Here is a 22,978-nt window from a genome sequence, read left to right as displayed (position 1 = left end):
GGCCGCTCTCTCGCACGGTGGCTCGACAGCGCTGCTGGCGTGAGCGCGCGACGCAGCGCCCGTTCCGCGGCGATAGGCTTAGCGTGTTGTGCGCGACGCAGCGGGAACCAGCATCCTGCACCGTGAGCGACCCGCAGCGCGACGATTGTGACCTCACCTCAGAGGGAGAGTATGAACGTGCGTTGCGGCTCAGCTGCAGAACGTGCCGGGCGCCAGCGCGGGCTCATCGTTCTGCTCGGCGTGATGGCGGCACTTGGCCCCATGACCGTCGACATGTACCTGCCGGCACTGCCCGAGATCACGCGCGAGTTCGAGACAAACGAAGCGACGATTCAGATCACGCTGACCGGGTCGCTGCTCGGCATGGGCGTCGGGTCGCTTCTGTTCGGGTTGCTCTCGGATGCCCGAGGGCGACGCATTCCGCTGATCATCGGGCTGTCGGTGCACGTGATCTTCTCGGTCGCGTCGGCCTTCGCGGGCAACGTCATTCTGCTCATCATCTTTCGCACACTGCAGGGCGTGGGCTCGGCCGCCGCGCCGAGCATCGCCATGGCGATCGTGCGCGATATCTCACACGGCCGAGCGGCATCCGTTCGCTATTCGATGATCATGATGGTGTCGATGTCGGCGCCGATCGTCGCCCCGCTGATCGGCTCGCTGATTCTGCTGGGCACCGATTGGCACGGCATCTTCATTGCGCAGGGCATCATGTCGGCACTGCTCGTCGTGCTGGGCGTGCTGTTTCTGCCCGAAACACGGCCGGAGCGCGTGCCGCTGCGCGAGTCGCGCATGTTCGCCGGCGCGGCAGCCTTGTTCTCGGACCGCATGTTCGTCGGCGCCGCCCTGTCTCAGATGGCGATGATGGCAGCGAGCTTCTGCTATATCTCGGGCCTGAGCTTTGTCGCGCAAGACTGGTACGGGGTCTCCGAGCAGGTGTACGGGGCGATTCTCGCTGTCGGCGCCGTTGTCATGCTGATGATGAACCCGCTCAGCCCTTTGCTGCTGCGACGCTTCATGCCGCACAAGGTGCAGATCATCGGGCTGGTAGGCGCGATGACATCTGCGGCGCTGATCATGGTGAGCGCCGGGTCTCTCGGGCTCGTCGGAGTCACCATCTTCGCGTGGCTGTGCATCGGATTTCAGCAGCTGGTCATTCCGAACAATCAGGCGATGGGGCTGTTTAACCACGCGCCGCGGGCCGGCCTCGCCGCCGCGATGATCGGCACGGCCGGCACGATCGGCGCTGCCGTATCGGCCCCGCTGTTAGGGCTCGCGGGAACCGACAACGGCTTCAGCATGGGCTTCGGAATGTTCGCGTTCTACATCGTCTCGCTGGCGGCATCCGTCTTCATCATCGGCTTCAAGAACGACGACCTGACGACGCGTCCGATCAACGTCGTGCGCTAGAGGCCGCCGTCAGCTGGCGGGCGGCGTGAAGACGTTGACGAGGTTGCCATCTGGGTCGCGGAAGAGCAGCGAGCGGTTGCCCCACGGCATCGTCGTGGGTTCGTTCACGAACTCGTCGACGACGTCGCGCAGCGCCGGGTAGGCGGCGTCGACGTCATCCACGCGAATGTCGATGATCACCGATCTGTTCGCTCCGGCTTCGGCCGAGCCTTCGCCCAGAAACCGCACTGTCGCCGAGCTCGCGATCGCCAGAGTTCCCGTTTCGGTGCGCAGTTCGGCGAGCAGCTCGTGCAGCCGCGTCGCTTCGACTCCGGTGACGCGTTCGTAGAAGGTGACAAGACGAGAGACGTCGTCTGTGATGATGCGTGTTGCGGCAAGTTGCATGTGCTTCTCTTTTCGTTCTGACTACGGCACGGTGCCGTGGCTCGTCAACAGTACGAACGGTTTGGGTCAGAAGCTGTCCTCTTTCGCGCGGCCGGGATGCGTCTCTCTGTGCTCCCGCGCCGAGCCACTTCGGCCGCGTCAGCCGCGGGAGCGCGAGAAGCGGCGCATCGCGATGAGCCCCGCGCCGAGCAGCAGAAGCGTCGCCGCAAGGCCCAGCGGCCACGCGATATCGGCACCCGTCACCGGGAGGTCGCTCGCGGCATCCGTTCTGGAGTCGTCACCCGAAGCGCCGCCCGCCGCCGGATCATCGCCCGAGCCTTCGCCTGCGTCGCCGGGCTCATCGCCGCCGTCGCCCGGCTCGGTTGGCTCGGGCGTCGGGGTCGGCGTCTCATCGGCGGCATCGGTCGTGAGCTCCCAGTTCTCGACGAAGAAGTCGGCCGGGTCGATCGTGCCGCGCTCGCTCGCCCACGTGATGAGCAGCTGTCGAATCTCGAGACGTTCGTCGTAGACGACGGGTGCCTCGTCGACGTTCGGGAAGGCGCCGCCGCCGCTCTGCCGGTAGTTGTTCACGGCGAGCACGAAGGTGTCGTCGTCGGTAACCGGGGTGCCGTCGGGGTGCGACAGGCCGACGATGCGCTCGCCGACCGGCTGCGAGATGTCGATTGTGTAGCTCAGGCCAGAGAGCACGTCGTAGTTGTAATCGGGCACGCCGTCGGGGCGGTCCGGGTACACGGCGTTCGTGCCGGTCTCGGGGTCGAACTCGGCGCCCGGCTCGGCCTGATTGAAGTACCGCGCCGAATACTCGAGGTACTCGGCGATCTCGGCACCCGTCATCTGCACTCCGACGAGCGTGTTCTCGTAGATGTACAGACCCGCGATGTCGCGAATCGTCACCTCGCCCTCGGGGAAGAGCGCTGTGCGCGAGAACGGCGATGCCTGTGAGATCACCGGAACATCGGCATACTCGGTTCCGTCGAGAGCGGCATCCACTGTCTCTTGCTGGATGTTGTTGATGAAGTCGATGATCGCCGTGTCTTCGTACCGTGACGTTGCAGCGGGCAGCTCTTCGATCGAGTCGGCGACCGGGGTGTTGACGTAGTCGATCGTCGCCGTGTGCTTGTCGGCGATGACATCGAGCACCGCCTGGTTCTCAGGCGTGCCGTCTGTGCCGTAGTGCGGGGTGACGACCGGGGCGAACTCGTCTGACCAGTCCACCTCGAAGCCGTCGGCCGTCGGCGCGAGGCTCAGCGTCACCTCGCTGACGCTGCGCGCCCAGTAGTTCGGCTGCGTGATGAGCGTCTGCTCGCCCGCCGTGTTGGTGATGAGCGTCTGCGGTTCATCTTGGTGGCTGTGGCCCGCGACGAGCACGTCGATCCCGGGCACCTGGTAGGCGATGTTGTTCGCGACGTCTTCATTGAGGTCGGCGGGGTCGTACTCGGCATCCGGAACCGTCCCCTGCCCGGTGTGCGCGAGAACGACGACGACGTCTGCCTGCTCGTCGACAACGGGCACCCACTTCTGGGCCGCCTCGACCATGTCTTCAAATTCGAGGATGCCGCCCACGTTCTGCTTGTCCCAGATGCGCACGCCCGGGGTGACGAGCCCGACGACGCCGATCGTCACCTGCTCGCCGTCGATCTCGCGCTCGATCAGGGTGTAGGGGTCGTGGTACGGCTCGCCGGTCGCTGTGTCGATGACGTTGGCGCCGAGCAGGGGAGCCGCGAGGTCGTTGTCGTATGCCTCGAGAAGGTCGAGGCCGTAGTTGTACTCGTGGTTGCCGACGACCTGGGCGTCGTAGCCGATCGTATTGAAGGCCTGGGCCATCGGATGCTCGACCGCGTCGTCGAGCACGGCATCGCGTTCATCGCCGAAGCCGTACAGGTACGTGAGCGGCGTGCCCTGAATCGCGTCGCCGTTGTCGAGAACGACGACGGAGTCATCGCCCTTCTCAGCGCGCACGTCGTCGACGACGGTGGCGACGCGGGAGAGCCCGAGCGAATCGTCTTCGGGGTATGGCGCATCCTGAAAGTAGTCCCAGTCGGCCACGTGCCCGTGCGTGTCGGTGGTGGCGAGCAAAGTGAGCTCGACTCCGCCCGGCGGCGTTGCCGCGTTGGCTGCGGTGGGGGCGATGAGTGCCGTTCCGAGAACGGCGAGGGTGCTGACGACGACGGCGGCGTGGCGAGCGGAGGGCATGTGGTCCTTTCGGGGGCCATGTGCAGTTGTGTGCCGTCACACTATCGGCGGATCGTGAACAGGGGAAGACCTGGAAGCGTCGAAACGCCGTTTTCATGCCTGCTCATTCGAGCACGGCGTTCAACGCGACTCGGCAGATTGTGAGGGTGCAGGATGCCGAGATGAGGAGAGAATGCTGAAACGAGGAGTCTTCTCGGGGAAAAAGTCCTCGTGTCGGCACATTCTCCTCGCCTCGGCACTTTGTGGGCGGGTTCTGCCAGTTCGGCACTCTGTGGACGCGTATTGCCCAGGTCCGCGCATTATGCGAATTACCTTCGTCGAAACCACGAAATGACAGCGGATGCCGCGGCGACAGCATCCGCTAATAATGCGCATTATCATCTTGACCTCGACGGGAGCTCCCCGGCATGATTCTGATGCACTGACACCCGAAGAGCCGATCAAGGAGGATCGATGCCGCGCCACCGGTTCACCCAATCAGACGTCGCCGCCATGGCGGGGGTCAGCCAGTCGACCGTGAGCTTCGTGCTCAACGACAATCTTCCAGCGGGCGTTCGCATCTCTGACGAGACGCGCAGCAGAGTTCTCGAGGCAATACGCATTACGGGATATGCCGCGAACCCTATTGCGCAGCGTCTCGCCGGCGGGCGCAATCAGATTCTCGGCGTCTTCACGTATGAGACGACGTTCCCGCGCGGTGGGCACGACTTCTATGGCGCGTTCCTCGTCGGTATCGAGCATGCGGCAGAGAAACTCGGCGTCGACATGCTGCTCTTCACATCGGCTCGCGTCGTCGACGGCAGGCGGCGCCTCTCGCGCGACGGCTGGCAGAGGCTCGGAGCCGCGGACGGCTGCCTTCTTCTCGGCCAGCAGGAAGACCGCGGCGAACTCGAGCACCTTCTCGACACCAGCTACCCGTTCGTCTTCATCGGCAAACGTGAGAGCGAAGGTCGACGGCTGCCGTATGTCGGCGCCGACTACGTCGCAGCGACGCGGCGTCAGGTTGAGCGCCTCGCAGAACTCGGGCACACGCGCATCGGTTACGCCGGCCAGCAGAGCGCAGACCAGCCAACACTCGATCGACTCGAGGGATACCGCAGTGCCATGCGCACACGCGGTCTTCCTCTGAGGTACGTCGATGTGCACGACATCGCTGCGGGCGCGGAAGAGATCGCCGAGCGACGCCTCACCGCCATGCTGGTCGCTCCTGAGATCGATTCGGATGCTCTCGCCGATGCGCTTGAGGCTCGCGGAATGCGCGTGCCGCACAGCGTGTCACTTTTGCTGCTCGGTCAGCCGAACCAGCTTCAGCACCGCAGCCGACGGGCCTGGTCAGGTTTCGTCGTACCGCGTGAAGAAATGGGTGCGCGTGCCCTCGTGCTGCTCTCGCGCATCGTCGACCAAGAGTCGGCGGAAACCCGAGCTCCCGAAGGCAGAATGCCCAACCCGCCCGTTCTCGACGAAGCCGACTTTCACCAGATGCTCGACTGCCCTGATCTAGACGGCGAAACCCTCGCCGTCGCTCCAGCGACCACCACCACACCAGAAGGAACAATTCGTGACAACGCGTGAATTCTCGACCGAGATCCTCATCGTCGGGGCAGGCCTCGGCGGCGTCGCCGCGGCGCTTGCCGCCGCCGACCGCGGAGCGAGAGTGGTACTGACCGAGGAATACCCGTGGATCGGCGGGCAGCTCACCGCGCAGGCTGTGCCGCCGGACGAGCATCCGTGGGTGGAGTCATTCGGCATCACCGCCCGCTACCGCGCGCTGCGTGACGGCATCCGGGATGTGTATCGCCGTCGTTACCCGCTGACGGCGAGTGCCCGCGCCAAGCATGAACTGAACCCCGGTGCCGGGTGGGTGTCGAAGCTGTGCCATGAGCCGAAGATCGCCGTCGGCGTGCTCGAAGAGATGCTCGCCCCGTATCGTTCGAACGGCAGCATTCGTCTGCTTGAGCGGATGCGCCCCGTCGACGCGGCAACGGACGGCGACCGCGTCACCTCCGTCACGCTCGACTCCGAGATCGGCGAGCCGAGCATCACCGTGCACGCCGACTACGTGATCGATGCCACGGAGACCGGTGAATTGCTTCCGCTTACCGGCACGGCGTATGTCACGGGATTCGAATCTCGCGCTGACACGGGTGAGCCGAGTGCTCCCGATCACGCACAGCCCGACAACGTGCAAGCGCTCAGCGTCTGCTTCGCTGTCGAGCATGTCGAGGGCGACCACACGATCGAGCGCCCCGAGAACTACGACTTCTGGCGTGAATACGCGCCCGAGGCATGGCAGGGGAACAGGATGCTGTCGTGGACAGCGCCGAACCCGCGCACACTCGAGATCGACACCCGCGCTTTCGAGCCGAACCCGGGGGATGACGCGCTCGCGGTCGATGCCGACCAGTCGCGCAACGCAGGGGACAAGAACCTCTGGTACTTTCGCCGCATCGCCGCTCGCGACCTCTTCGAACCGGGCTTCTATTCCAGCGACATCTGCCTGGTGAACTGGCCAAGCATCGACTACTTCGTTGCGCCTGTTCTCGATGCGCCGCGCGAAGTTGAGCTTGAGCACTACGCCAAAGCGCGCGAACTGAGTCTTTCGATGCTGTATTGGATGCAGACGGAGGCACCACGCGCTGACGGCGGAACGGGGTTCCCTGGGCTGCGTCTGCGCCCCGATGTCATGGGGTCGAGTGATGGCCTTGCGCAGGCTCCGTATCACCGTGAATCGCGGCGCATTCGTGCGCTGACGACGATTACCGAGAACGATGTGTCGTATGCGGTGCGCGGTGACGCGGGCGCGACGCAGTATGCCGACTCGGTCGGAGTCGGCATGTACCGCATCGATCTGCATCCGTCGACGGGAGGTGACACGTACATCGACGTGGCGTCCACGCCCTTCGAGATTCCGCTCGGTGCGCTCATTCCGCAGCGTACGACGAACCTGCTTGCCGCCAACAAGAACATCGGCACAACGCACATCACCAACGGCTGCTATCGGCTGCACCCGGTCGAATGGAACATCGGTGAAGCAGCAGGGCACCTCGCAGCGTACTGCCTCGATCAGAAGACCACACCGCACGGCGTGCACGCTGACCCTTCGCGGTTGCAGCAGTACCAGGCAGAGCTCGACGCGGCTGGCGTCGAGCGGCGCTGGCCTGAGGGCCGCACGTACCCCTATTGACCCCCATAAAGCACCACACCAAGAGAAGGAGAGATCATGAGCAACCCGCGCTCGCACCGACGGCGCGTTCCCCTCGCGGTCAGCGCTGGCATCGTCGCCACTGCGCTTGCCCTGTCGGGATGCAGTGGCTCCGGCACCGATGCGGAGTCGGCGGATGGTCCCGTCGATCTGCGTATGACGGTCTGGACGGCAGATGAAGCACAGCTGGCGCTCTTTCAGGAGATCGCCGACGCCTACGTCGAAGAGAACCCCGACCTTGTGTCGTCTGTGACATTCGAGCCCATCCCATTTGAGGACTACACGACGACGCTCACCACGCAGCTTGCCGGTGACAATGCCCCGGATCTGGCCTGGATTCTCGAGTCGTACGCTCCGGAATTCGTCGCCAGCGGTGCGCTGACAGACATCGCTCCGACGCTGAAAGACACAGATGGGTACAACTACGACGACCTGATGGACTCGTCTCTCGAGCTGTGGCAGAAGGATGATGGGCTCTACGCGTACCCGTTCTCGAACAGCCCGTTCGCGATGTTCGTCAATACCGACCAGCTCGAAGCGGCCGGGCAGCCGAACCCGGCAGATCTCGTTGCGTCGGGCGACTGGACGTTTGACGAAGCGCGCGACATGTCTGCCGCGGCCGCCGAGACCTCGGGCAAGGAAGGCCTCGTCGTTCGCGATTTTGATTTCACGGCATGGGAAGTTCTCGCATCGGTCTGGGGTGGCTGGGATGCCGCTCCCTGGAACGCAGACGGCCAGACCTGCACATTCGCCGACCCGGCGATGACCGACCTCATGTCGTGGATCCACGACGCGATCTTCAAGCAAGGCGCCATGCCGAAGCCCGGAACGACAGCCGACTTCTTCGCCGGCGATGCCGCGATGACGATCACGCAAATCAGCCGCGCGTCATCGCTCGACGACTCATTCGGCTGGGATCTTCTGCCGCTCCCCGCCGGGCCTGAGGGCCAGCAGAACGTGATCGGTCAGGCAGGTATCGGCGTCTTCGCCAATGCGCAGCATCCGACCATCGCCGCCGACTTCCTCGCGTACTTCACGAACCCAGAGAACGCAGAGAAGCTCGCGACGTACTTCCCGCCGCCGCGCGAGTCGTTGTTGAACGCCGAGACACTGGCGGAAGCAAACCCGAAGCTCAGCGAAGAGCAGCTGCAGAACGTCGTCGTCGAGGGCATCAAAGATGCAACGACGAAGCCAACGCACAAGAACTTCGCCAAGCTGCAAGACGCCGTGCGACAGCAGCTCGATGATTTGTGGACGGCGGATGCCGATGTCGAGTCAGTGCTCAGCGACACCTGCTCGGCGATCGAGCCGCTGCTGGAGGGCTGACGCAGCATGGCCACCACCACCGCCGCAGTGCTGGCGGGCGACACCGCGAAGCGGCGAGGGCGCAGCACGGGCCCCCGTCGCTCCGCGGCAACGCGCGGCGACTGGATCGTCGGGTACACGATGGTCGCCCCCGTCGTGCTGGGCTCGCTCGCCTTCGTTATCGTGCCGCTCGTCACGGTGTTCTGGTATTCGCTTCACGACTGGAACGTGCTCGCCAACACGTTCACTTTCGCCGGTGGTGAGAATTACGAGAGGATGCTGTCAGACGAGGGCCTGCACGATTCGCTGCTTGCCAGCCTCTGGTTCTCGATCGGTCTCGTTGTTCTGAACATCACGCTGGCCCTGTTCCTCGCCGTGATGCTCAATCAGAAGCTTCCAGGCACCACCACATTTCGCACGTTCTTCTTCTCGCCTGTTGTGGTCTCCCTCGTTGCCTGGACGATCGTGTGGAGCTTTCTGCTGCAGGCGGACGGCGGCATCAACGGCTTCCTCGATCTCCTGGGCATCCAGGGGCCGAACTGGCTGCGTGGCGACTTCACTGCCATGCTCGCCGTAATTGTCGTGCAGGTGTTCAAGAACGTCGGCATGAACATGATCCTCTTCCTCGCTGCGCTGCAAGGCGTTCCAGAAGAGCTGATGGAAGCAGCGCGCATTGACGGCGCGCGCGCCTGGCGTCGCTTCTGGTCGATTACCGTGCCGATGATCAGCCCCACGATCCTTCTCGTGTCAATCCTCACGATCGTGGGTTCCCTCGAAGTGTTCGCCCAGATCGACGTTCTGACGCAGGGCGGCCCAGGCAACTCGACGACAGTGCTCGTCTACTACCTCTACCAGCAGGCGTTCCAGTTCAACGACTTCGGCTATGCCAGTGCCGTCTCGGTGCTGCTGTTCATCATCGTGCTGATTCTGACCCTGCTCCAATGGCAGACCCGAAAGAGGTGGGTCTTCAATGAAAACTGAGACCGACGTGGCGCAGCAGAGCGTGCGCGGGAAGCGACAGCCAACGGCGGCGAAACCCGGGCACTCCGGCGCGCTCAAGCGCAAGCGCCGCTGGGGCAGGGCGGCGCTCGTTGTGGTGCTGGCTGTTATCAGCATCCCCTTCATCTTTCCGACCCTGTGGATGGCGACGTCGAGCCTGAAGCCGATGAGCGAAATTCTCGCGAAGGTGCCGACGCTGTGGCCGACAGACCCGAGCTTCGATGCATACGGGGAGGTGTTTCGGCTCCAGCCTTTTGCGCAGCAGTACTGGAACAGCTTATACATCGCGGCGATCGTCACGATCGGAACGATGCTCTTCGCGGCGATGGCCGGGTATGCGTTCGCGCGCATGCGATTCCCCGGCGTCAACATCCTGTTCCTGATCGTGCTTGTCGGCTTGCTTGTGCCGTCAGAAGTGACGATTGTGCCTCTCTTTCGGTTCGTCAACGAGCTGGGGCTCATCAATACCCACTGGCCTTTGATCGTGATTCCGATCTTCGGGGCGCCGGCTGTGCTCGCCGTCTTCATCATGCGGCAGTTCTTTCTGGGGCTGCCTGGCGAGCTTGAAGAGGCTGGGCGCATGGATGGGTTGGGGCGCTGGGGCATCTTCTGGCGCATCGCATTCCCGCTTTCGAGGTCGGCGCTCGCCGCGGTGGCGATCTTCACGTTCTTGAAGTCGTGGAACCTCTACCTCGAGCCGATCGTGTATCTGTCGAGTAAGAATATGTTCACTCTGCCGCAGGCTCTGACCCAGTATGTCGATGCGTATGGCGGCCCGATGTGGAACGTTCAGCTGGCGGCGACGACGCTGACTGTGCTTCCCGTGTTGGCTGTGTTCCTTGTCGCGCAGAAGCAGTTCGTGCAGGGTCTCGCGCAAACGGGTCTGAAAGGCTGACGCGACGTCACCACAAGTGCGCCGTTGCCTCGCCTGGCATACGGCGCACTTGTGGCTTCGCTGACTATCCGTCCACAGGTAGAAACTTTGGTGAGTTATCCACAATGGGTGTGTGATCGGCTGTTTTGGTGTCGGGAATGTCAGTGGCTCCCACGATAATGTGGGTATGCGAAACGAGACGGCAGCACAAGGCTTCGACCCGAATGAGGGGGCGGATGCTGTCGCGGTGCGTGCTGCTGAAAAGCTTCTCGCGGATGCTGCCGAACTCACCCATATCGACCCGGCGACGCTCTCCTCTGATGAGCTGCTCACTTATACGGGGCTGCTCGGGAATATCACGCGCGTTGTGGAGGGCCAGCAGGTCGCCAATGTTGGTGATATTGCCCGGCGGTCTGATGTGGATGCTGGCTTCACTGGTCTTGCGGCTCGTCACGGGTCGCGGAGCCCGGCTGTCCTGTTTGAGAAGGTGACGGGGGTGAAGAACTCGACCGCGTACCGATACGCACGCGTTGCGGAAGACGCGGCGCCGCGGGTGTCTGACACCGGTCTGCCCTTGGACCCGATTTTTGCGAAGACGGCTGAGCATCTTCATGACGGCAGAATCGGTTTAGACGTTGCTGAGGTTGTCACCTCGTTGTTGGGGCCAGTCCGGGCGCGGGTGGCGCCGGAGAATCTCGATTGGGCCGAAGAAAAACTCCTCGGGAATGCGACCGGTGCGTTCGGGAAGGCCCCCGTCAGTGCGGAGACACTGCGGCGGCAGGCCCGGTTGTTCGTGTCGGTGATGGACCCGGATGGTGTGGCCCCGTCGGCGGAGGAACTGCACGAGGCACGGAAGCTGGTGTTCCGTCACCTGGACGACGGGTCCTTGAAGATCGCCGGCACGTTGTCTCCGGAGCAGGCCGTGCAGATCACCCCGTGTTCGACGCCTACATGTCGACAAGAACTTCGCCGACGTTCATGAACGCTGACGAGTTGGCTGATCGGGGGCAGGAGCCCGAGCCCCGGTCCAGGCCGCAGGAGCGTGCTGATGTGTTCACGGCGATCATCGCCGGAGTGGGGAAACACGACAGCACCCCGAAACTCCACGGCCGCGGACCGACGGTGCTGGTCACCGTCGATGAACGCAACCTGAACACTGGGACGGGTGCTGCCTGGTCGCCAGGCTCCCCGGCACCGTTACCGGTGTCGTTTGTGAAACAGATGCAGTGCGACGGCGACACCAACAACGTCGACATTGACGCTCACGGTGAGGTGTTGAATCTCGGACGCACGGAACGGTTCTTCACCCCGAAGCAGCGCCTGGCCATGATCGCCCGCGACGGCAGCACTTGCGTCATCCCCGACTGCCCGATTCCCGCCTGGCTGTGTGAAGCGCACCATGTTCTGGGCTGGGAGAACGGCGGCACCACCGACCTCCCCAACGGGGTGCTTATCTGTTGGTGGCATCATCGACTGGTCGAGCACGGCGAATGGACCCTCACCCGCGATGACAACGGCCACCCGAAACTGACCCCACCAGACTGGTTCATCACCCGCGACTACCTCGGACGCCGCGAACCCATGAACGGCACGAGCACGCCCAGCGACAGGACGAGCGCGTCCAGCGGCGGGAGCACTGCGTCTGACAGCCAGATTCACGACGATGACGGCGACCCACCGGCATCCGAACGACATACCGTGCCGCGATCGTAAGACCGCGGCGGCTCCGACACCCGAAACGCACAAGCACACCAGCTTGAAGCGCTACTCGGAGTGCGCCGACATCGTCACACTTGTAGAACTCTAATACTCGGGGTCTGGTAGGCCCCACGCGCAGTGGATCTCGGAATTCACCGTCGATTCACCGAGCCGCACATGACGTGCGGAGTCATCTGGGGGCTCAGCTGACGCGAGCCGCGGCTCCGCGTACGAGAGTGGTGCACCGCGTTCCTCGAAGGAATACGGTGCACCACACGTGCCGCCTACCGTTACTCGACCCTTCTGCGCAGCCGCCCGGCAGTGAGCACTCCAGCTCCCAGGAGAAGCAGCAACGCACTACCCCAGAGCCACGGCGCCACATCGGCACCCGTGGATGCCAGCACCTTACCTGTCACGCGGAACTCCGCCGTGACCTCGCCCGATGTCTCGCCTGACAGCACCGCGGTGTGCACCCCTGCATCGGTGTCTGCGGGTATCGTCCACCTGAAGGTGACTTCCCCGTCAGCATCCGCCGTCTGGGTTCCGAGATCCAGCGGAGTCGAGTGCATCGTTCCTGTGACGACTTCCCCCGGCCCGAAGCCCGTCGCGCTCACCACCTGCGTTGCGCCCGGCTTGAGCGTGCCGTGCGCCACCGACGCTCTCAGGGCAGCGGGTGACTCGTCGTCGCCCTGCTGGCCGTCGCCCTGCTGATCATCGTCACCCTGGTCGTCGCCCTGCTGGTCATCGTCACCCTGGCCGTTGTCGTCTCCCTGATCGTCACCAGGGTCGCTCCCCGCGCCGCTGCACGCGTCGAGCTCCGCACCCGTCGGTGTGAAACGGAACCAGTCGAACGACGCGATGGTGTCAGGCGCCCCCGTAGCGCCTCGGTATGCAGTGGGCCCGATAGCCGTCGCGCTCAGATCTTCTGCTGCGATGGGACGCCCCACTGTCGTGAACGTCTGCCCGTCTGTCGAGGCAGCGGCCGTGATCCAGTCGCTGTCACTCGTCAAGCGCAGCCAGATGGTGTCACCCATATCGGCGGGCGGAAACAGCGAGTCTTCCCACGCCCAGCCGTCGAAGCGATCTTTCCCATTGTTCTTCCACACGAGGTCGATGCGCTGGCCACCCTTCGCGTAACCCCAGGTCAGCTTCGCGTTATTGAGGTCGTCGCGATAGAGCATGAGCCCCGCCTGCTGATACTTCTCGGCGGGGTTGTAGGTCAGTTTCGTCGTGACCTCCCACGCCTCATCGGCTGAGACGGCGCGTTGTGGCAGCGTTGCCCCATCGACAGACGTCGGAGACGACGACATATTCAGCGCACCATCGGCGACCGAATAGCGATCTACGTCGTCACGAACAACGCTCCAGTCGGAGCCCAGTGACGCGCCATCGAAGTCGTCGCTTCCGGCACCCACGCACTTCTCATACATCGGGTCTTCGGGGCGAGTGTTCAGCGGGTCGCGGATGCCGTCAGGATCCAGCGTTGCGTGTGCGATCGTTGTGCCGCTGCGACCGCCGATCTCGAAGATCATGTGGGTCTTGTCTCCGACGGTGATGATTTGCGGCGAACTCGCACGACCATCTTGAGGCGGAGTGGCGCCAGGAACGTACAGCGGAAGCGACTCGCCGAACGAGTGGAGTGAGCTGTCAAGCTGCTTCGCGAAGATCGTCCCCGTGCTTGAGCCGTAGAGTACGTAGGTCGTGCCCTGCCACTGCCAGATCTCCGGCCCGGCGACGTTTGTTCCTTCGGCCACCCCGGGCTCAACGACCCAGCCGGGCTGTGGCTCCCACTTCACCATGTCGTGCGAATACGCCAGGCCAATGCGGCGAACGTTCGTGGTGTCATTCACCATGAAGAACATGGCGTACTCCCACCCGTTCTCGGGAAACGGATTCTCGAAGATGCGGTTGTACGACGTCTCCGTGGCATCCTGACCAAACTGCTCCGTCGTCATCACAACCCCGCCGTAGTCAAACGTCACACCGTCAGTTGAGGTCGCATACCGGTCTGTCGTGTTCTCTCCGTGAAAGTAGAGGAAGAGCTCACCAGTCTGGTCATTCCAGACGGCATCCGGAGCCGACACGTGCGACACGTCGTAGTAGTCGCCCCAGGTCTTGCGAATAAGCGGGTTGGCCTCGTACTGCGTCCACGGCCCGTCGAGTGAATCGGAGTACATCAGGTTGATGCCGCCCGGCGCATCGTGGGGCGCGTAGTAGATGTACCACTCGGCCAGGGGCTCATCGAGATACTCGCTCGCGTGGAACACGGACGGGAAGATGAATTCGTGCCCCGGGTTCCACGTGTCGACGTTGTCTTTGTCGATGATGGGCCCGTCAAGCGTGAAGACGGGAAGCGGATTCTCGTCTTCGGGCACCGTGGCCGTCGCTGAGGGAACGGTTGTCGTCGCGAACCCCGTGACGATGAGGGCCGTGGCCACCGCGATGGCGGCCAAACGTTGTCGAATGCTCATGAATGCTCCTTCTGGCGCCAGCGCTGGCGCCACGTGTGGGAATAGCATTCGTGATGATACGCATAATCACATCAGAAGTCGCTAGGATAATCAGCATCATTTCGAGGCGGACGATGTGCGTGCGCGAGTGCTGTGCGATCCACGCGCGCGACCGAGAGGATCGCTGCGTCAGAAGGGAGCCCCACGTGACGTCACCGCACCCGCGCCGGATGACTCAGCGCCGCATCGCTGAGCTCGCCGGAGTGAGCCAGGCCGCCGTGTCTCTCGTGCTGAGCGGCCGCACTGACACGACGACGCGGCTCTCAGACGGCACGCGGCAGCGCGTTCTCGACGTGTTGCGCGACACGAACTATGCGGCAGATCCGGCCGCGCGCATTCTCGCCGGTAAGGCAAACAATATTCTCGGAGTGTTCACCTACGAGTCGGCCTTTCCTGCCGAGACGTCTGACTTCTATGCGCCGCTGCTCACGGGTGTCGAGTCGGCGGCGGAAGAACTGGGTGCCGACCTGCTCATGTTCACCAGTTCACGCACACGCGAAGGCCCCCGACGGCTGCTGCGCGAGGGGAGTCGGCTTCGGCTGGCCGACGGCTGTGTACTGCTGGGGCGTCAGATGGATGCCGGTGAGCTTGCGCGCCTCGTCGAGCTGGAGTATCCGTTTGTCGCAGTGGGGCGCCGGGACGGCGATGAACGCGTTCCCTATGTCGGCGCGGACTATGCGCGTGCGGTCAGTGAACTCGTTGACCGTGCCGTGGCACTGGGCCACGAGCAGTTTCTCTACGTTTGCCTTCCGTTCGAGGCAGAGTCAACACGTGATCGTCTCGCGGGCTTCACCGAGGCAGCACACCGCCATGGAGTGACAGCCCGGGTCGTGACCCGTGTGCCGAGCGACTCCGCGTCGCTTGTGCATAACATTGACGCGGCCGATGCGACAGTTGTCTTCGTTGAGGATCCCGTCGCTGCCCATCGACTCGTGCGCGAACTCGAACCACACGGCCGAGCTGTGCCGCGGGACATCTCGATCGTGGCGCTGGGTGAACAGGCTCGCCGAGGTGAAGATGTACGCGACGTGACGCGACTCGTGGCACCACGTGTGGCGCTCGGCGCCGAGGCTGTGCGCCTGCTCGCTCGGATCGTGCGGGGCGAGGCAGACGAGTCTGTCGAGACGAGGAAGCTCTTGCCCTGCGCTCTCGAGACGGGTACAACGCTGTCAGGCCCGCGCACCGCAAGAGCCTGACTGCATGGCGATGCTCGAGTGTGCCACGCGCGGCCTCGCGCCGTTGTCACTCTTGCCCGGAGCGCCTCACGCGAGCGCGACGGCCTGAGGTGGAGGCGCCCGCGCGGGCCTCAGCCGAGGAGGGTCGCAATCGCCGTGGCGAGCGCGAGGTCTTCCCACGACATCCCCGTCGTCTTCACCACGACGGGCGCGTCACGGCGCAGCTCGCGTTCGCTACGAATCACGGCGCGCATCGGGATGAGGTCGTCGCGAGTGATCGCGCCCTCTTCCGCCGCCATCACGATGTCACCGCCGCTGCGGTACGCGGTGTCGACCTCTTCCACGACGATCTGCGACCGACGCATGAGGTCGCTCGGCAGTTCGCGTTCCGCAGGGTCGTGCGAGCCGAGCGCGATCACGACGGCATCCGGTTTCACCCATTCGTTATCGAGCACGGGCGTCTTCGCGGTGCTCGCGCAGACAATGAGACCGGATGCCGCAAGAGCGTCGCGTGCCTCGGCGGAACCCGTCTGCGCCCAGTTCTCGCACCACTCCGGCTGCGTGCGGCTGACGTACGTCACCGTGGCCTCGCGCACGTCGCCCAGTACAGCGCGCAGCGTGGCTTCGTGGGCGACGCCCTGCGCACCCGTGCCGACGATGACGACGTTCAGCGGCTCAGCGCTCGCCGTCAGCAGCGGGGCAACGGGCGCGAACGATACCGCGGGAGTGCGCAGCGACGTCAGCGCGATGCCGTCGAGCATCATCCGCGGCGACAGCGTCTCGGGGTCGAACAGCAGATACTGCCCCTGAATGCGCGGCACCGTGCGCCCCGGGTCGTCCGGCCCCACGGTGAGCACCTTGATGCCCGTCGCCTGCTCGGTGGCCGAGGGCATCACCAGCAGCTCGCCGCCCGGAATCGGCAGCAGCTGCCGCGGAATGTCGTCCGCCGGATCGAAGCCGCGAAGCGTCTCGCGGATCGCCTCGACCGCGGCATCCGGGCTCAGAGTCTTGCGAACCGTGTCGGCGTCGACATACGTCAGGTCATGCATGAGAATCTCACTTTCTGTGCACGTGTGGGTGTGCGTGTTCGTGTGGGCGCAGAGTAGGAGAGGTGTCATTCAGAAGGATGCGATCGCAGAAAACGTCCTTCCGAGTGCTTCATCTCCTACCTGATGAACTGCGGGTGGGGTGCGCGGCCAGCTACCGCAGCGCAAAGGGGATCAGAGTGTCGTGGGGATTGGCGGTGAACGTGCTCTCGCCGGTGCGGAAGGCGGTGCCCGTCACCAGCGGAACAACGCCGTCTCGGCCCTCCACGCGAGCGCGCGAGAGGATGCGCCCGACGAACGTCGACCCGACGATCGAGCCGTGTTCGAGCGTCTCGTCACGAAGCTTCCCGGCCTCCGCGAGCGTGGCGATGCGCGCAGCCGTGCCGGACCCGCAGGGCGAGCGATCGACCTGGCCATCGGCGAAGACAGTCACGTTGCGCTGCGCGACTGTGCCGGGCTTGGCATCCAGGGTCTCGTAGATGATGGTTCCGTAGATTCCGCTCAGGCGATCGTCAGAGGGATGCTTCGCCACCGACGCATCGTCGAGCGCCCACTTGATCTCGCGGCCGACCGCCGTCAGCTTCTCGATGTGCTTCGGCTCGACGGTGAGACCGACGGATGCCGCGTCAAGCTGCGCATAGATCGCACCGCCGTACGACACGTCGACGGTCACATCTCCGAGCGCCGTGCTGACCGGAACCGCGGTCGCGAGCACGTAGCTCGGAACGCTCACGAAGTCGACCAGGGGCACCCGGGCATCCGTGTGGACTCGAGCGGTGACCCTGCCGGAGGGCACGTCGATGATCACGTCGGTGATTCCCGACTCGGATGCCGCGACCAGACCGGACTCGATCGCCCAGACCCCGAGCGCGATCGTTCCGTGCCCGCATGCGGTGGAGAAGCCGTCCTTGTGCCAGAACAGCACTCCGAAGTGCGCCCCGTCGTCATCGGGTGGCGTGATGAAGCCGCCGTACATGTCGGCGTGCCCGCGCGGCTCGAGGCAGAGGAAGCGCCGGAGGCCGTCGACGTCCGGGTCCGTCATCGCACGGACGCGTCGCTCCGCAACCGTGAGGCCAGGCGCGACGAGCGGCGAGGTCTCGGCGAACCCGAAGGCCACGATGCGAAACGGCTCTCCAGCCGTGTGATAGTCGGTGGTGGTGACGGCATCCATGCTTATGAGTCTTCCAGGTCAGCGGTCATCGACGAGCCCTTCGGTGCGTGCCCGAGCGATCGTGCCGGTGTGGTTCTCCATCCAGAAGTGCGCACGTTTGATGCCGAGTGCCTCTGGGTTGAACGTGAGCTCCTTGCCGGCGCGACGCTGGCGATCGTAGTCCTTCGTGACCTTGTAGACCACGGGACTCAGCAGCAGGATGCAGATCATGTTGACCCAGCCGATCGAGCCGTAGCCGATGTCGCCGATCGCCCAGATGAGGTCGGGCGACTCGACGCTGCCGTAGAACGTGATCGCAATCATGCCGATCTTCAGCAGCCAGTCGAGCGCTCTGCCCTTGCGGCCGTCGAGCAGGTAGACGAGGTTCGTCTTGGCGATGTAGAAGAACGCGATCAGGGTCGTGAAGGCGAAGAAGAACAGCGCGATGGCGACAAAGCCCGGGCCGATGCCGGGGGCGATCGTGTCGATGGCACTCTGCGTGTATGCGGGCCCCGCGGTCATGCCGCCGGCGCCGTCGAAGAGCAGTCCGCCCTTATCGTCGGTGACGTCGTAGAGCCCCGTGATGAGAATCATCGTGCCGGTCGCGTTGCAGACGACGACCGTGTCGATGAAGATCGAGAAGGCCTGAACGAGGCCCTGCTTGGCCGGGTGGCGAACAGCAGCGGATGCCGCGCCGAACGTGCCCTCGCCGACACCCGCGACGTTCGAGAACACTGCGCGGCGCACGCCCCACGCGACGGCGGCGCCGAGGATTCCACCGAAGATCGGGTTCACACCGAACGCACTCGAGAGCACGAGCTGCATGGTGGGCCAGATCTGGTCGGCGTTCATCGCCAGCAGCACGACCGTGGCGATGATGTACCCGATCGCCATGAACGGCACGAAGACCTGAGCGACCGCGACGATGCGCTTGGTTCCGCCGATGATCACGACGCCGAGCAGCACGGTCACGACGACGGCGGAGACCCAGAGCGGAATGCTGAACGCCTCGTTCATGCTCTGCGCGATGTTGTTCGACTGCACGCCGGGAAAGACAAAGCCGTAGCCCGCGAGAATCATCACGGCGAGGATGACCGCGAGCCACTTCGCCTTGAGGCCCTTCTCGACGTAGAACGGCACACCGCCGCGGTGCTCGCCGTCGACCTTGGTCTTGAACACCTGCGCGAGCGTCGACTCCGCGTACGCGCTCGCCGAGCCGAGAAGCGCGCACATGACCATCCAGAACATGGCGCCGGGGCCGCCAGCGTAGATCGCGGTGGCGACACCGGCGATGTTGCCGACGCCCACGCGGCTGGCGAGCGTCAGCAGAACGGCTTGGAGTGGGGAGTTGCCGTCGGGAGTGTCTTTCTTCGCGCCGAGTTCGCGGATCATGTCGGGAATGTGTCGAAATTGGATGCCTCGAGTGAGCACCGTGAAGAACAGGCCGAGCCCGAGGGCCAGGTACGCCATGGGATTCCAGATGAGGTCGTTTATCGCTGTGACGACGTTCATGTCTTCCTTGTCTCGGCGTGCGATGACGCCGCATTCGTCGTTGAATGGCACTCGGTCGAGTGTCAGAAGCATGTGACATATTACATATGACGTGGCGACTTGGAAAGACGTAGTGTCGGCACAACTGTCGTCGACGCGCGCCAGCAGATCGTGTCCCCCGGTGCGCATGCGGTGTCTATCCCACTATTGACGGTCATGTATAGGCGGGGCTATGCTTTAACCGTGAAGGAGGCGAAGCGGAACGACGTGGAGAGATTTCTACGTACGCAGGGGTACTCCGTGTTGAGCGAGAAGGGCGGTCATACGAAGTGGGGAAAGCCTGGCGCACGACCGATTCCGCTCCCTCGGCATAACAAGATCTCCCCCGGTGTCTTGCGCACGATTGAGAAGACCGTCGGGTTTGTTCCTGAAGAGTGGAAATGAGTGACTGACATGAATCGCAAAACTTATCAGCTTCGCGTGACCCGTGAAGGACGCTGGTGGATCATCGATGTTCCCGAGATTGATTATCGGACTCAGGCGCGCAGATTGAGTGAAGTTGAGTACATGGGTCGCGATCTCATCGCGACGATGGAGGACGTTGCGGCCGATAGTTTCGATGTGACAATGCAGATCGAGAAGCCCGCTGACGTCGCCGCACAGCTTGAGGACGCGGCGCGCCTCGATCGAGAGGCCCAAGAAGCAACTGCTCGCGCTGCACGCGATCGTCGTGCGGCGGCGAGGCGCCTCCGCGAGGTATACGAATTGAGTGCGATTGACACCGCTGCTGTGCTTGGGGTCACTCGGGCGCGTGTATACCAATTGCTTGACGACACTGAAAAGGCCAGCGCCTAATCGGGATCGAAAGTGCTTTCTTCGTTGTCCGTTCCTGGCGAGGATGAGGATGCGCGTGGGGAAGCGAAGAATGCGGATGCTCGAGGTAATCGAGCATCCGCATTCTCGTGTCGCCGGTCAAAGTGACGGACTATCCGTTGCGTGCTCCGATGCGACGACGCGCGATCAGCGCCGTGGTGCCGAGTGCGAGCGCGATGAGCGCGGCGACGAGCAGACCGCCCGCATCCGCACCCGTACGCGGCAGGTCGCCACTCGCGTCGGCCGACGCGTTGTCTGTCGCGCTGCCGGCACCTGAGCCATCAGATGCACCCGTGTCAGTGTCATCGCCAGGGGCCGGTTCCTCCGGATCCGTCGGCGCCACGGCATCCCACGCCGCATCGAGCGCGACGGCGGTCGTTCCGTCCGGAATCGTCCACCCCGCGTCGAGCTGCTCATCGGCGAGACGCCAGCCGAGGAACTCGTAGCCGTCACGCGACCAGTCGGCGCCAGCCACGTCCGTCACCTCGGGGAGGGTGAACGCCTGCTGAGGCACGTTCGCCGTCACTGGGTCCTGCCCCTCTGAGGTGAACGTCACCTCGACGGGCAGCACGTAGGCCGCGGTGCCCTGCTCGGCCGTGCGCGTCGTGTCTTCCAGCATCCACGGTGTCGCCTCCTCGGGCGCCGCCAGAGTGAGCGAGACGCCCGTCTCGAACCGGCCGTCGATCGTGAGAGCGGTGCCGGTCGATGCATTCACGAGGATGCCGTCGTAGATGGTGTGCTCCGTCGCAGCGTCAGCGACGAACTTCCACTTCTGAGCCGGGTCGGCATCATCTGCGGCGATGCCCGCGTAGCGCACCTCGGTGTCGGAGATCGCACTCAGCACGCCGCTGCCGTCCGAGGCCGCGATCGTGTAGAGCCCGTTCTCGTAGTCCACCGTCCACACGCCGTCGCCCCAGGTGAACCAGATGCAGACGTCGCGGTCTGGGTTCTCGGAGTCTCCGGCGAAGCGATCGATCTGGAAGTCGTTGCCGATTCCCTCGGCGGCGATGCGGAACGTGTCGGAGCCGAACGCGACGTCTGTCGCGGTCTCGCGCGGAGTCTGCGCCGGCGGCTCGGTGTAGTCGCCGTGGTACTCGTCGGGAGCTGGCTCATCCCACGGCGCCGGGAGCGTCAGATCGGAGGGGTAGACCTTTGCGAAGAAGTCGTACGCCTTTGGGTCGTACTCCTTCAGCTCAGCGCGCGTGTTGATGGGGCTGCGTACCCCGTCGCTCCAGTCCGGCTTCTCGGCCATCACATCGAACCAGATCGCCGAGAGCGTCGCGAAGAACTCGTCGCTGTTCGAGATCGCGTACGTGTTCGGCCAGAGACCGGAGTTGTAGGCGTTCTTGTAGACCTCGTAGAACTCGTCAGAGAGCGACGTGTCCTCGAGGGTCTCGATGCCGACCAGGCGCACGGCGTGACCGAACTCGTGGATGAGGATGTTCTCGTTCGGGTACCCCGTGTTCAGATCGGGATTCGCGTTGTCTCGGGTGCGGAGCACATTGCGCTCTGAGATCGACGAGACGCAGTTGTTGTAGGTGCTGCCGCCGTAGCCCTCGACGTCGTACATCTCGGGGTCGTACCCGCCGCGGTGTTCGGGAATGAGGTACGCGTTCTCGAGCGAGGCATAGACCGCGAGCGAGCATCCGTACTCGGCCATTCGCGCCGCGATGCCGTTGTCGGACTTGCCGAGCTCGACATCCACCTGCGTGGCCGCGTTCTCGAGTGTGGCCGGGTCGACGCGGTCGGCGGCCTTGACGGTGATGCCCGTCTCGGTCGTCACGAACTGCGTGTAGTAGTCGAGCTTCGGAACACCGGTGTATTCGGCATCCTTCGCGGCCTTGCCCGCCTCATCGGTGATGGCCGAGCCGTCGATCATCACGGTGAGTGGCTGGTCCGCGTCGATGCTGCCCTCGTACGCGATGCTCGCCAGGTGCAGGTCGGCGGGCAGGCGCTCCATGCTGTTCGCGTCGGTCTCGGCGATCTGCTTGTTCTTCTTGTCGAAGAAGATCGAGTTCGTCGACCCGGTCTCCGGCTTCGCCGTGAGGGTGATCTCGGTGTCGCCGTTCAACAGCGTGATGTTGTCGGGGTCGACGACGGCGTTCTCGTCGACATAGCGGTCCCAGTAGATCTCGAGGAACTTGCCCTCGTTGATCACCCGCAGCTCCGTGACCTGCGGGCCGTCGAAGGCGGCGTCGTGCGGGACGGTTCCGTCCGCACTGACCGCGATCGGGTCGCCTCTGCGGCCGCAGCGGGTGCGGCTCCTGTCATGGCGAGCGCAGGCAGCAGAAGGGCGGATGCCGCTAGCGCTCCGATCGGAATGGATCGTGTTCGTTTCATGGACCTCTCCAGTGAGGATGAACAGTTGTCGTCAGCGTGAGAGTCGCAGGGTTCTTCCCGTGACTCAGCCCGAGATCGCATCCTGTAGGATGTGACATACTACAAATTCGCGCACTCGTCCTGAGTGCTGCACTCTTCACACGACGAAGAGCGCGGGCGGCGGTGCGTTCTGTGAGCATCGGGGCTGCACGCATCATCGAAGGTGCGCATCGCATCCTCGCGGCGGCCTCTTCGATTGCGGAAGACCTGACTCAGGTTCGACTCGGTTTGCATCCCCTGCGGAGAAAAATCCGCGAAGAAATGTTAACGATCACATTCTGATCACGACGGC

General features: G+C 64.0%; 18 protein-coding genes. 11 read left to right on the top strand and 7 right to left on the bottom strand.

The window, feature by feature from the left end:
* The first annotated feature begins 171 nt into the window (after positions 1 to 171).
* Entirely contained in the window at positions 172 to 1,407 is a 1,236-nt protein-coding gene (locus ACSAGD_RS13300; protein ID WP_437583247.1) for a multidrug effflux MFS transporter, read from the top strand.
* A 9-nt stretch (positions 1,408 to 1,416) separates the two neighbouring features.
* On the opposite strand, the gene ACSAGD_RS13295 is transcribed toward ACSAGD_RS13300, so the two are convergent.
* Positions 1,417 to 1,791: a VOC family protein gene (locus tag ACSAGD_RS13295; protein WP_437583246.1), complete on the bottom strand. Its 375-nt coding sequence runs from the start codon at positions 1,789 to 1,791 to the stop codon at positions 1,417 to 1,419.
* Between the two features lie 138 nt (positions 1,792 to 1,929).
* A complete protein-coding gene (locus tag ACSAGD_RS13290) occupies positions 1,930 to 3,984 on the bottom strand; it encodes a bifunctional metallophosphatase/5'-nucleotidase (protein WP_437583245.1) in 2,055 nt (684 codons plus the stop codon).
* A gap of 453 nt (positions 3,985 to 4,437) precedes the next feature.
* On the opposite strand from ACSAGD_RS13290, the gene ACSAGD_RS13285 reads away from it, so the two are divergent.
* The 7 genes from ACSAGD_RS13285 to ACSAGD_RS13255 all read left to right on the top strand — a co-directional run bounded on the left by ACSAGD_RS13285 (position 4,438) and on the right by ACSAGD_RS13255 (position 12,077).
* Positions 4,438 to 5,556, top strand: a complete 1,119-nt coding sequence (locus tag ACSAGD_RS13285; RefSeq protein ID WP_437583244.1) for a LacI family DNA-binding transcriptional regulator — start codon at positions 4,438 to 4,440, stop codon at positions 5,554 to 5,556.
* On the top strand, positions 5,543 to 7,168 hold the full coding sequence (locus tag ACSAGD_RS13280) for an FAD-dependent oxidoreductase (protein WP_437583243.1): 1,626 nt from the start codon (positions 5,543 to 5,545) through the stop codon (positions 7,166 to 7,168). Before ACSAGD_RS13285 ends, ACSAGD_RS13280 begins: the two co-directional genes overlap by 14 nt.
* Before the next feature lie 36 nt (positions 7,169 to 7,204).
* The gene (locus ACSAGD_RS13275) at positions 7,205 to 8,512 is read left to right on the top strand and encodes an ABC transporter substrate-binding protein (protein ID WP_437583242.1); all 1,308 of its coding nucleotides are present in this window, start codon (positions 7,205 to 7,207) and stop codon (positions 8,510 to 8,512) included.
* Positions 8,513 to 8,518: 6 nt separating this feature from the next.
* Positions 8,519 to 9,472, top strand: a complete 954-nt coding sequence (locus tag ACSAGD_RS13270) for a carbohydrate ABC transporter permease (protein ID WP_437583241.1) — start codon at positions 8,519 to 8,521, stop codon at positions 9,470 to 9,472.
* Complete coding sequence (locus tag ACSAGD_RS13265; protein ID WP_437583240.1) at positions 9,462 to 10,385, top strand: carbohydrate ABC transporter permease; 924 nt, start codon at positions 9,462 to 9,464, stop codon at positions 10,383 to 10,385. Before ACSAGD_RS13270 ends, ACSAGD_RS13265 begins: the two co-directional genes overlap by 11 nt.
* Positions 10,386 to 10,551: 166 nt before the next feature.
* Complete coding sequence (locus ACSAGD_RS13260; RefSeq protein WP_437583239.1) at positions 10,552 to 11,346, top strand: DUF222 domain-containing protein; 795 nt, start codon at positions 10,552 to 10,554, stop codon at positions 11,344 to 11,346.
* Complete coding sequence (locus ACSAGD_RS13255) at positions 11,316 to 12,077, top strand: DUF222 domain-containing protein (RefSeq protein ID WP_437583238.1); 762 nt, start codon at positions 11,316 to 11,318, stop codon at positions 12,075 to 12,077. Before ACSAGD_RS13260 ends, ACSAGD_RS13255 begins: the two co-directional genes overlap by 31 nt.
* A 275-nt stretch (positions 12,078 to 12,352) precedes the next feature.
* Here the strand turns inward: ACSAGD_RS13255 and ACSAGD_RS13250 are convergent, their stop codons facing one another.
* A complete protein-coding gene (locus tag ACSAGD_RS13250; protein WP_437583236.1) occupies positions 12,353 to 14,533 on the bottom strand; it encodes a DUF1349 domain-containing protein in 2,181 nt (726 codons plus the stop codon).
* Positions 14,534 to 14,718: 185 nt separating this feature from the next.
* Between ACSAGD_RS13250 and ACSAGD_RS13245 the strand changes: the two genes are divergently transcribed.
* On the top strand, positions 14,719 to 15,768 hold the full coding sequence (locus ACSAGD_RS13245) for a LacI family DNA-binding transcriptional regulator (RefSeq protein ID WP_437583235.1): 1,050 nt from the start codon (positions 14,719 to 14,721) through the stop codon (positions 15,766 to 15,768).
* 110 nt (positions 15,769 to 15,878) lie between these two features.
* Here ACSAGD_RS13245 and ACSAGD_RS13240 read toward each other — a convergent pair whose 3' ends face one another.
* From ACSAGD_RS13240 to ACSAGD_RS13230, 3 genes are all read right to left on the bottom strand, one after another.
* On the bottom strand, positions 15,879 to 16,796 hold the full coding sequence (locus ACSAGD_RS13240; RefSeq protein ID WP_437583234.1) for an ornithine cyclodeaminase family protein: 918 nt from the start codon (positions 16,794 to 16,796) through the stop codon (positions 15,879 to 15,881).
* Positions 16,797 to 16,947: 151 nt separating this feature from the next.
* Complete coding sequence (locus ACSAGD_RS13235; protein WP_437583233.1) at positions 16,948 to 17,964, bottom strand: proline racemase family protein; 1,017 nt, start codon at positions 17,962 to 17,964, stop codon at positions 16,948 to 16,950.
* Between the two features lie 18 nt (positions 17,965 to 17,982).
* The gene (locus tag ACSAGD_RS13230; RefSeq protein ID WP_437583232.1) at positions 17,983 to 19,527 is read right to left on the bottom strand and encodes an alanine/glycine:cation symporter family protein; all 1,545 of its coding nucleotides are present in this window, start codon (positions 19,525 to 19,527) and stop codon (positions 17,983 to 17,985) included.
* A gap of 123 nt (positions 19,528 to 19,650) precedes the next feature.
* On the opposite strand from ACSAGD_RS13230, the gene ACSAGD_RS13225 reads away from it, so the two are divergent.
* Both ACSAGD_RS13225 and ACSAGD_RS13220 read left to right on the top strand, forming a co-directional pair.
* Entirely contained in the window at positions 19,651 to 19,878 is a 228-nt protein-coding gene (locus tag ACSAGD_RS13225; RefSeq protein ID WP_437585172.1) for a type II toxin-antitoxin system HicA family toxin, read from the top strand.
* Positions 19,879 to 19,887: 9 nt separating this feature from the next.
* Positions 19,888 to 20,289: a hypothetical protein gene (locus ACSAGD_RS13220; protein ID WP_437583231.1), complete on the top strand. Its 402-nt coding sequence runs from the start codon at positions 19,888 to 19,890 to the stop codon at positions 20,287 to 20,289.
* A 130-nt stretch (positions 20,290 to 20,419) separates the two neighbouring features.
* Here the strand turns inward: ACSAGD_RS13220 and ACSAGD_RS13215 are convergent, their stop codons facing one another.
* Positions 20,420 to 22,465 carry a hypothetical protein gene (locus ACSAGD_RS13215; protein WP_437583230.1) on the bottom strand — a complete coding sequence of 682 codons (2,046 nt, stop codon included), beginning with the start codon at positions 22,463 to 22,465 and terminating at the stop codon, positions 20,420 to 20,422.
* Positions 22,466 to 22,978 lie beyond the last annotated feature (513 nt).

The sequence above is a fragment of the Paramicrobacterium salitolerans genome (genome assembly GCF_051513965.1).
In the GTDB taxonomy this organism is placed as follows: Bacteria; Actinomycetota; Actinomycetes; order Actinomycetales; family Microbacteriaceae; genus Paramicrobacterium.
This window is presented reverse-complemented; position numbering and strand designations above follow the sequence as displayed.

Coding starts and splice junctions, on each gene's coding strand:
- ACSAGD_RS13300 (WP_437583247.1), top strand. CDS start 172: ATGAACGTGCGTTGCGGCTCAGCTGCAGAACGTGCCGGGCGCCAGCGC.
- ACSAGD_RS13295 (WP_437583246.1), bottom strand. CDS start 1,791: ATGCAACTTGCCGCAACACGCATCATCACAGACGACGTCTCTCGTCTT.
- ACSAGD_RS13290 (WP_437583245.1), bottom strand. CDS start 3,984: ATGCCCTCCGCTCGCCACGCCGCCGTCGTCGTCAGCACCCTCGCCGTT.
- ACSAGD_RS13285 (WP_437583244.1), top strand. CDS start 4,438: ATGCCGCGCCACCGGTTCACCCAATCAGACGTCGCCGCCATGGCGGGG.
- ACSAGD_RS13275 (WP_437583242.1), top strand. CDS start 7,205: ATGAGCAACCCGCGCTCGCACCGACGGCGCGTTCCCCTCGCGGTCAGC.
- ACSAGD_RS13270 (WP_437583241.1), top strand. CDS start 8,519: ATGGCCACCACCACCGCCGCAGTGCTGGCGGGCGACACCGCGAAGCGG.
- ACSAGD_RS13265 (WP_437583240.1), top strand. CDS start 9,462: ATGAAAACTGAGACCGACGTGGCGCAGCAGAGCGTGCGCGGGAAGCGA.
- ACSAGD_RS13260 (WP_437583239.1), top strand. CDS start 10,552: ATGCGAAACGAGACGGCAGCACAAGGCTTCGACCCGAATGAGGGGGCG.
- ACSAGD_RS13255 (WP_437583238.1), top strand. CDS start 11,316: ATGTCGACAAGAACTTCGCCGACGTTCATGAACGCTGACGAGTTGGCT.
- ACSAGD_RS13250 (WP_437583236.1), bottom strand. CDS start 14,533: ATGAGCATTCGACAACGTTTGGCCGCCATCGCGGTGGCCACGGCCCTC.
- ACSAGD_RS13240 (WP_437583234.1), bottom strand. CDS start 16,796: ATGCATGACCTGACGTATGTCGACGCCGACACGGTTCGCAAGACTCTG.
- ACSAGD_RS13235 (WP_437583233.1), bottom strand. CDS start 17,964: ATGGATGCCGTCACCACCACCGACTATCACACGGCTGGAGAGCCGTTT.
- ACSAGD_RS13230 (WP_437583232.1), bottom strand. CDS start 19,527: ATGCTTCTGACACTCGACCGAGTGCCATTCAACGACGAATGCGGCGTC.
- ACSAGD_RS13225 (WP_437585172.1), top strand. CDS start 19,651: ATGTATAGGCGGGGCTATGCTTTAACCGTGAAGGAGGCGAAGCGGAAC.
- ACSAGD_RS13220 (WP_437583231.1), top strand. CDS start 19,888: ATGAATCGCAAAACTTATCAGCTTCGCGTGACCCGTGAAGGACGCTGG.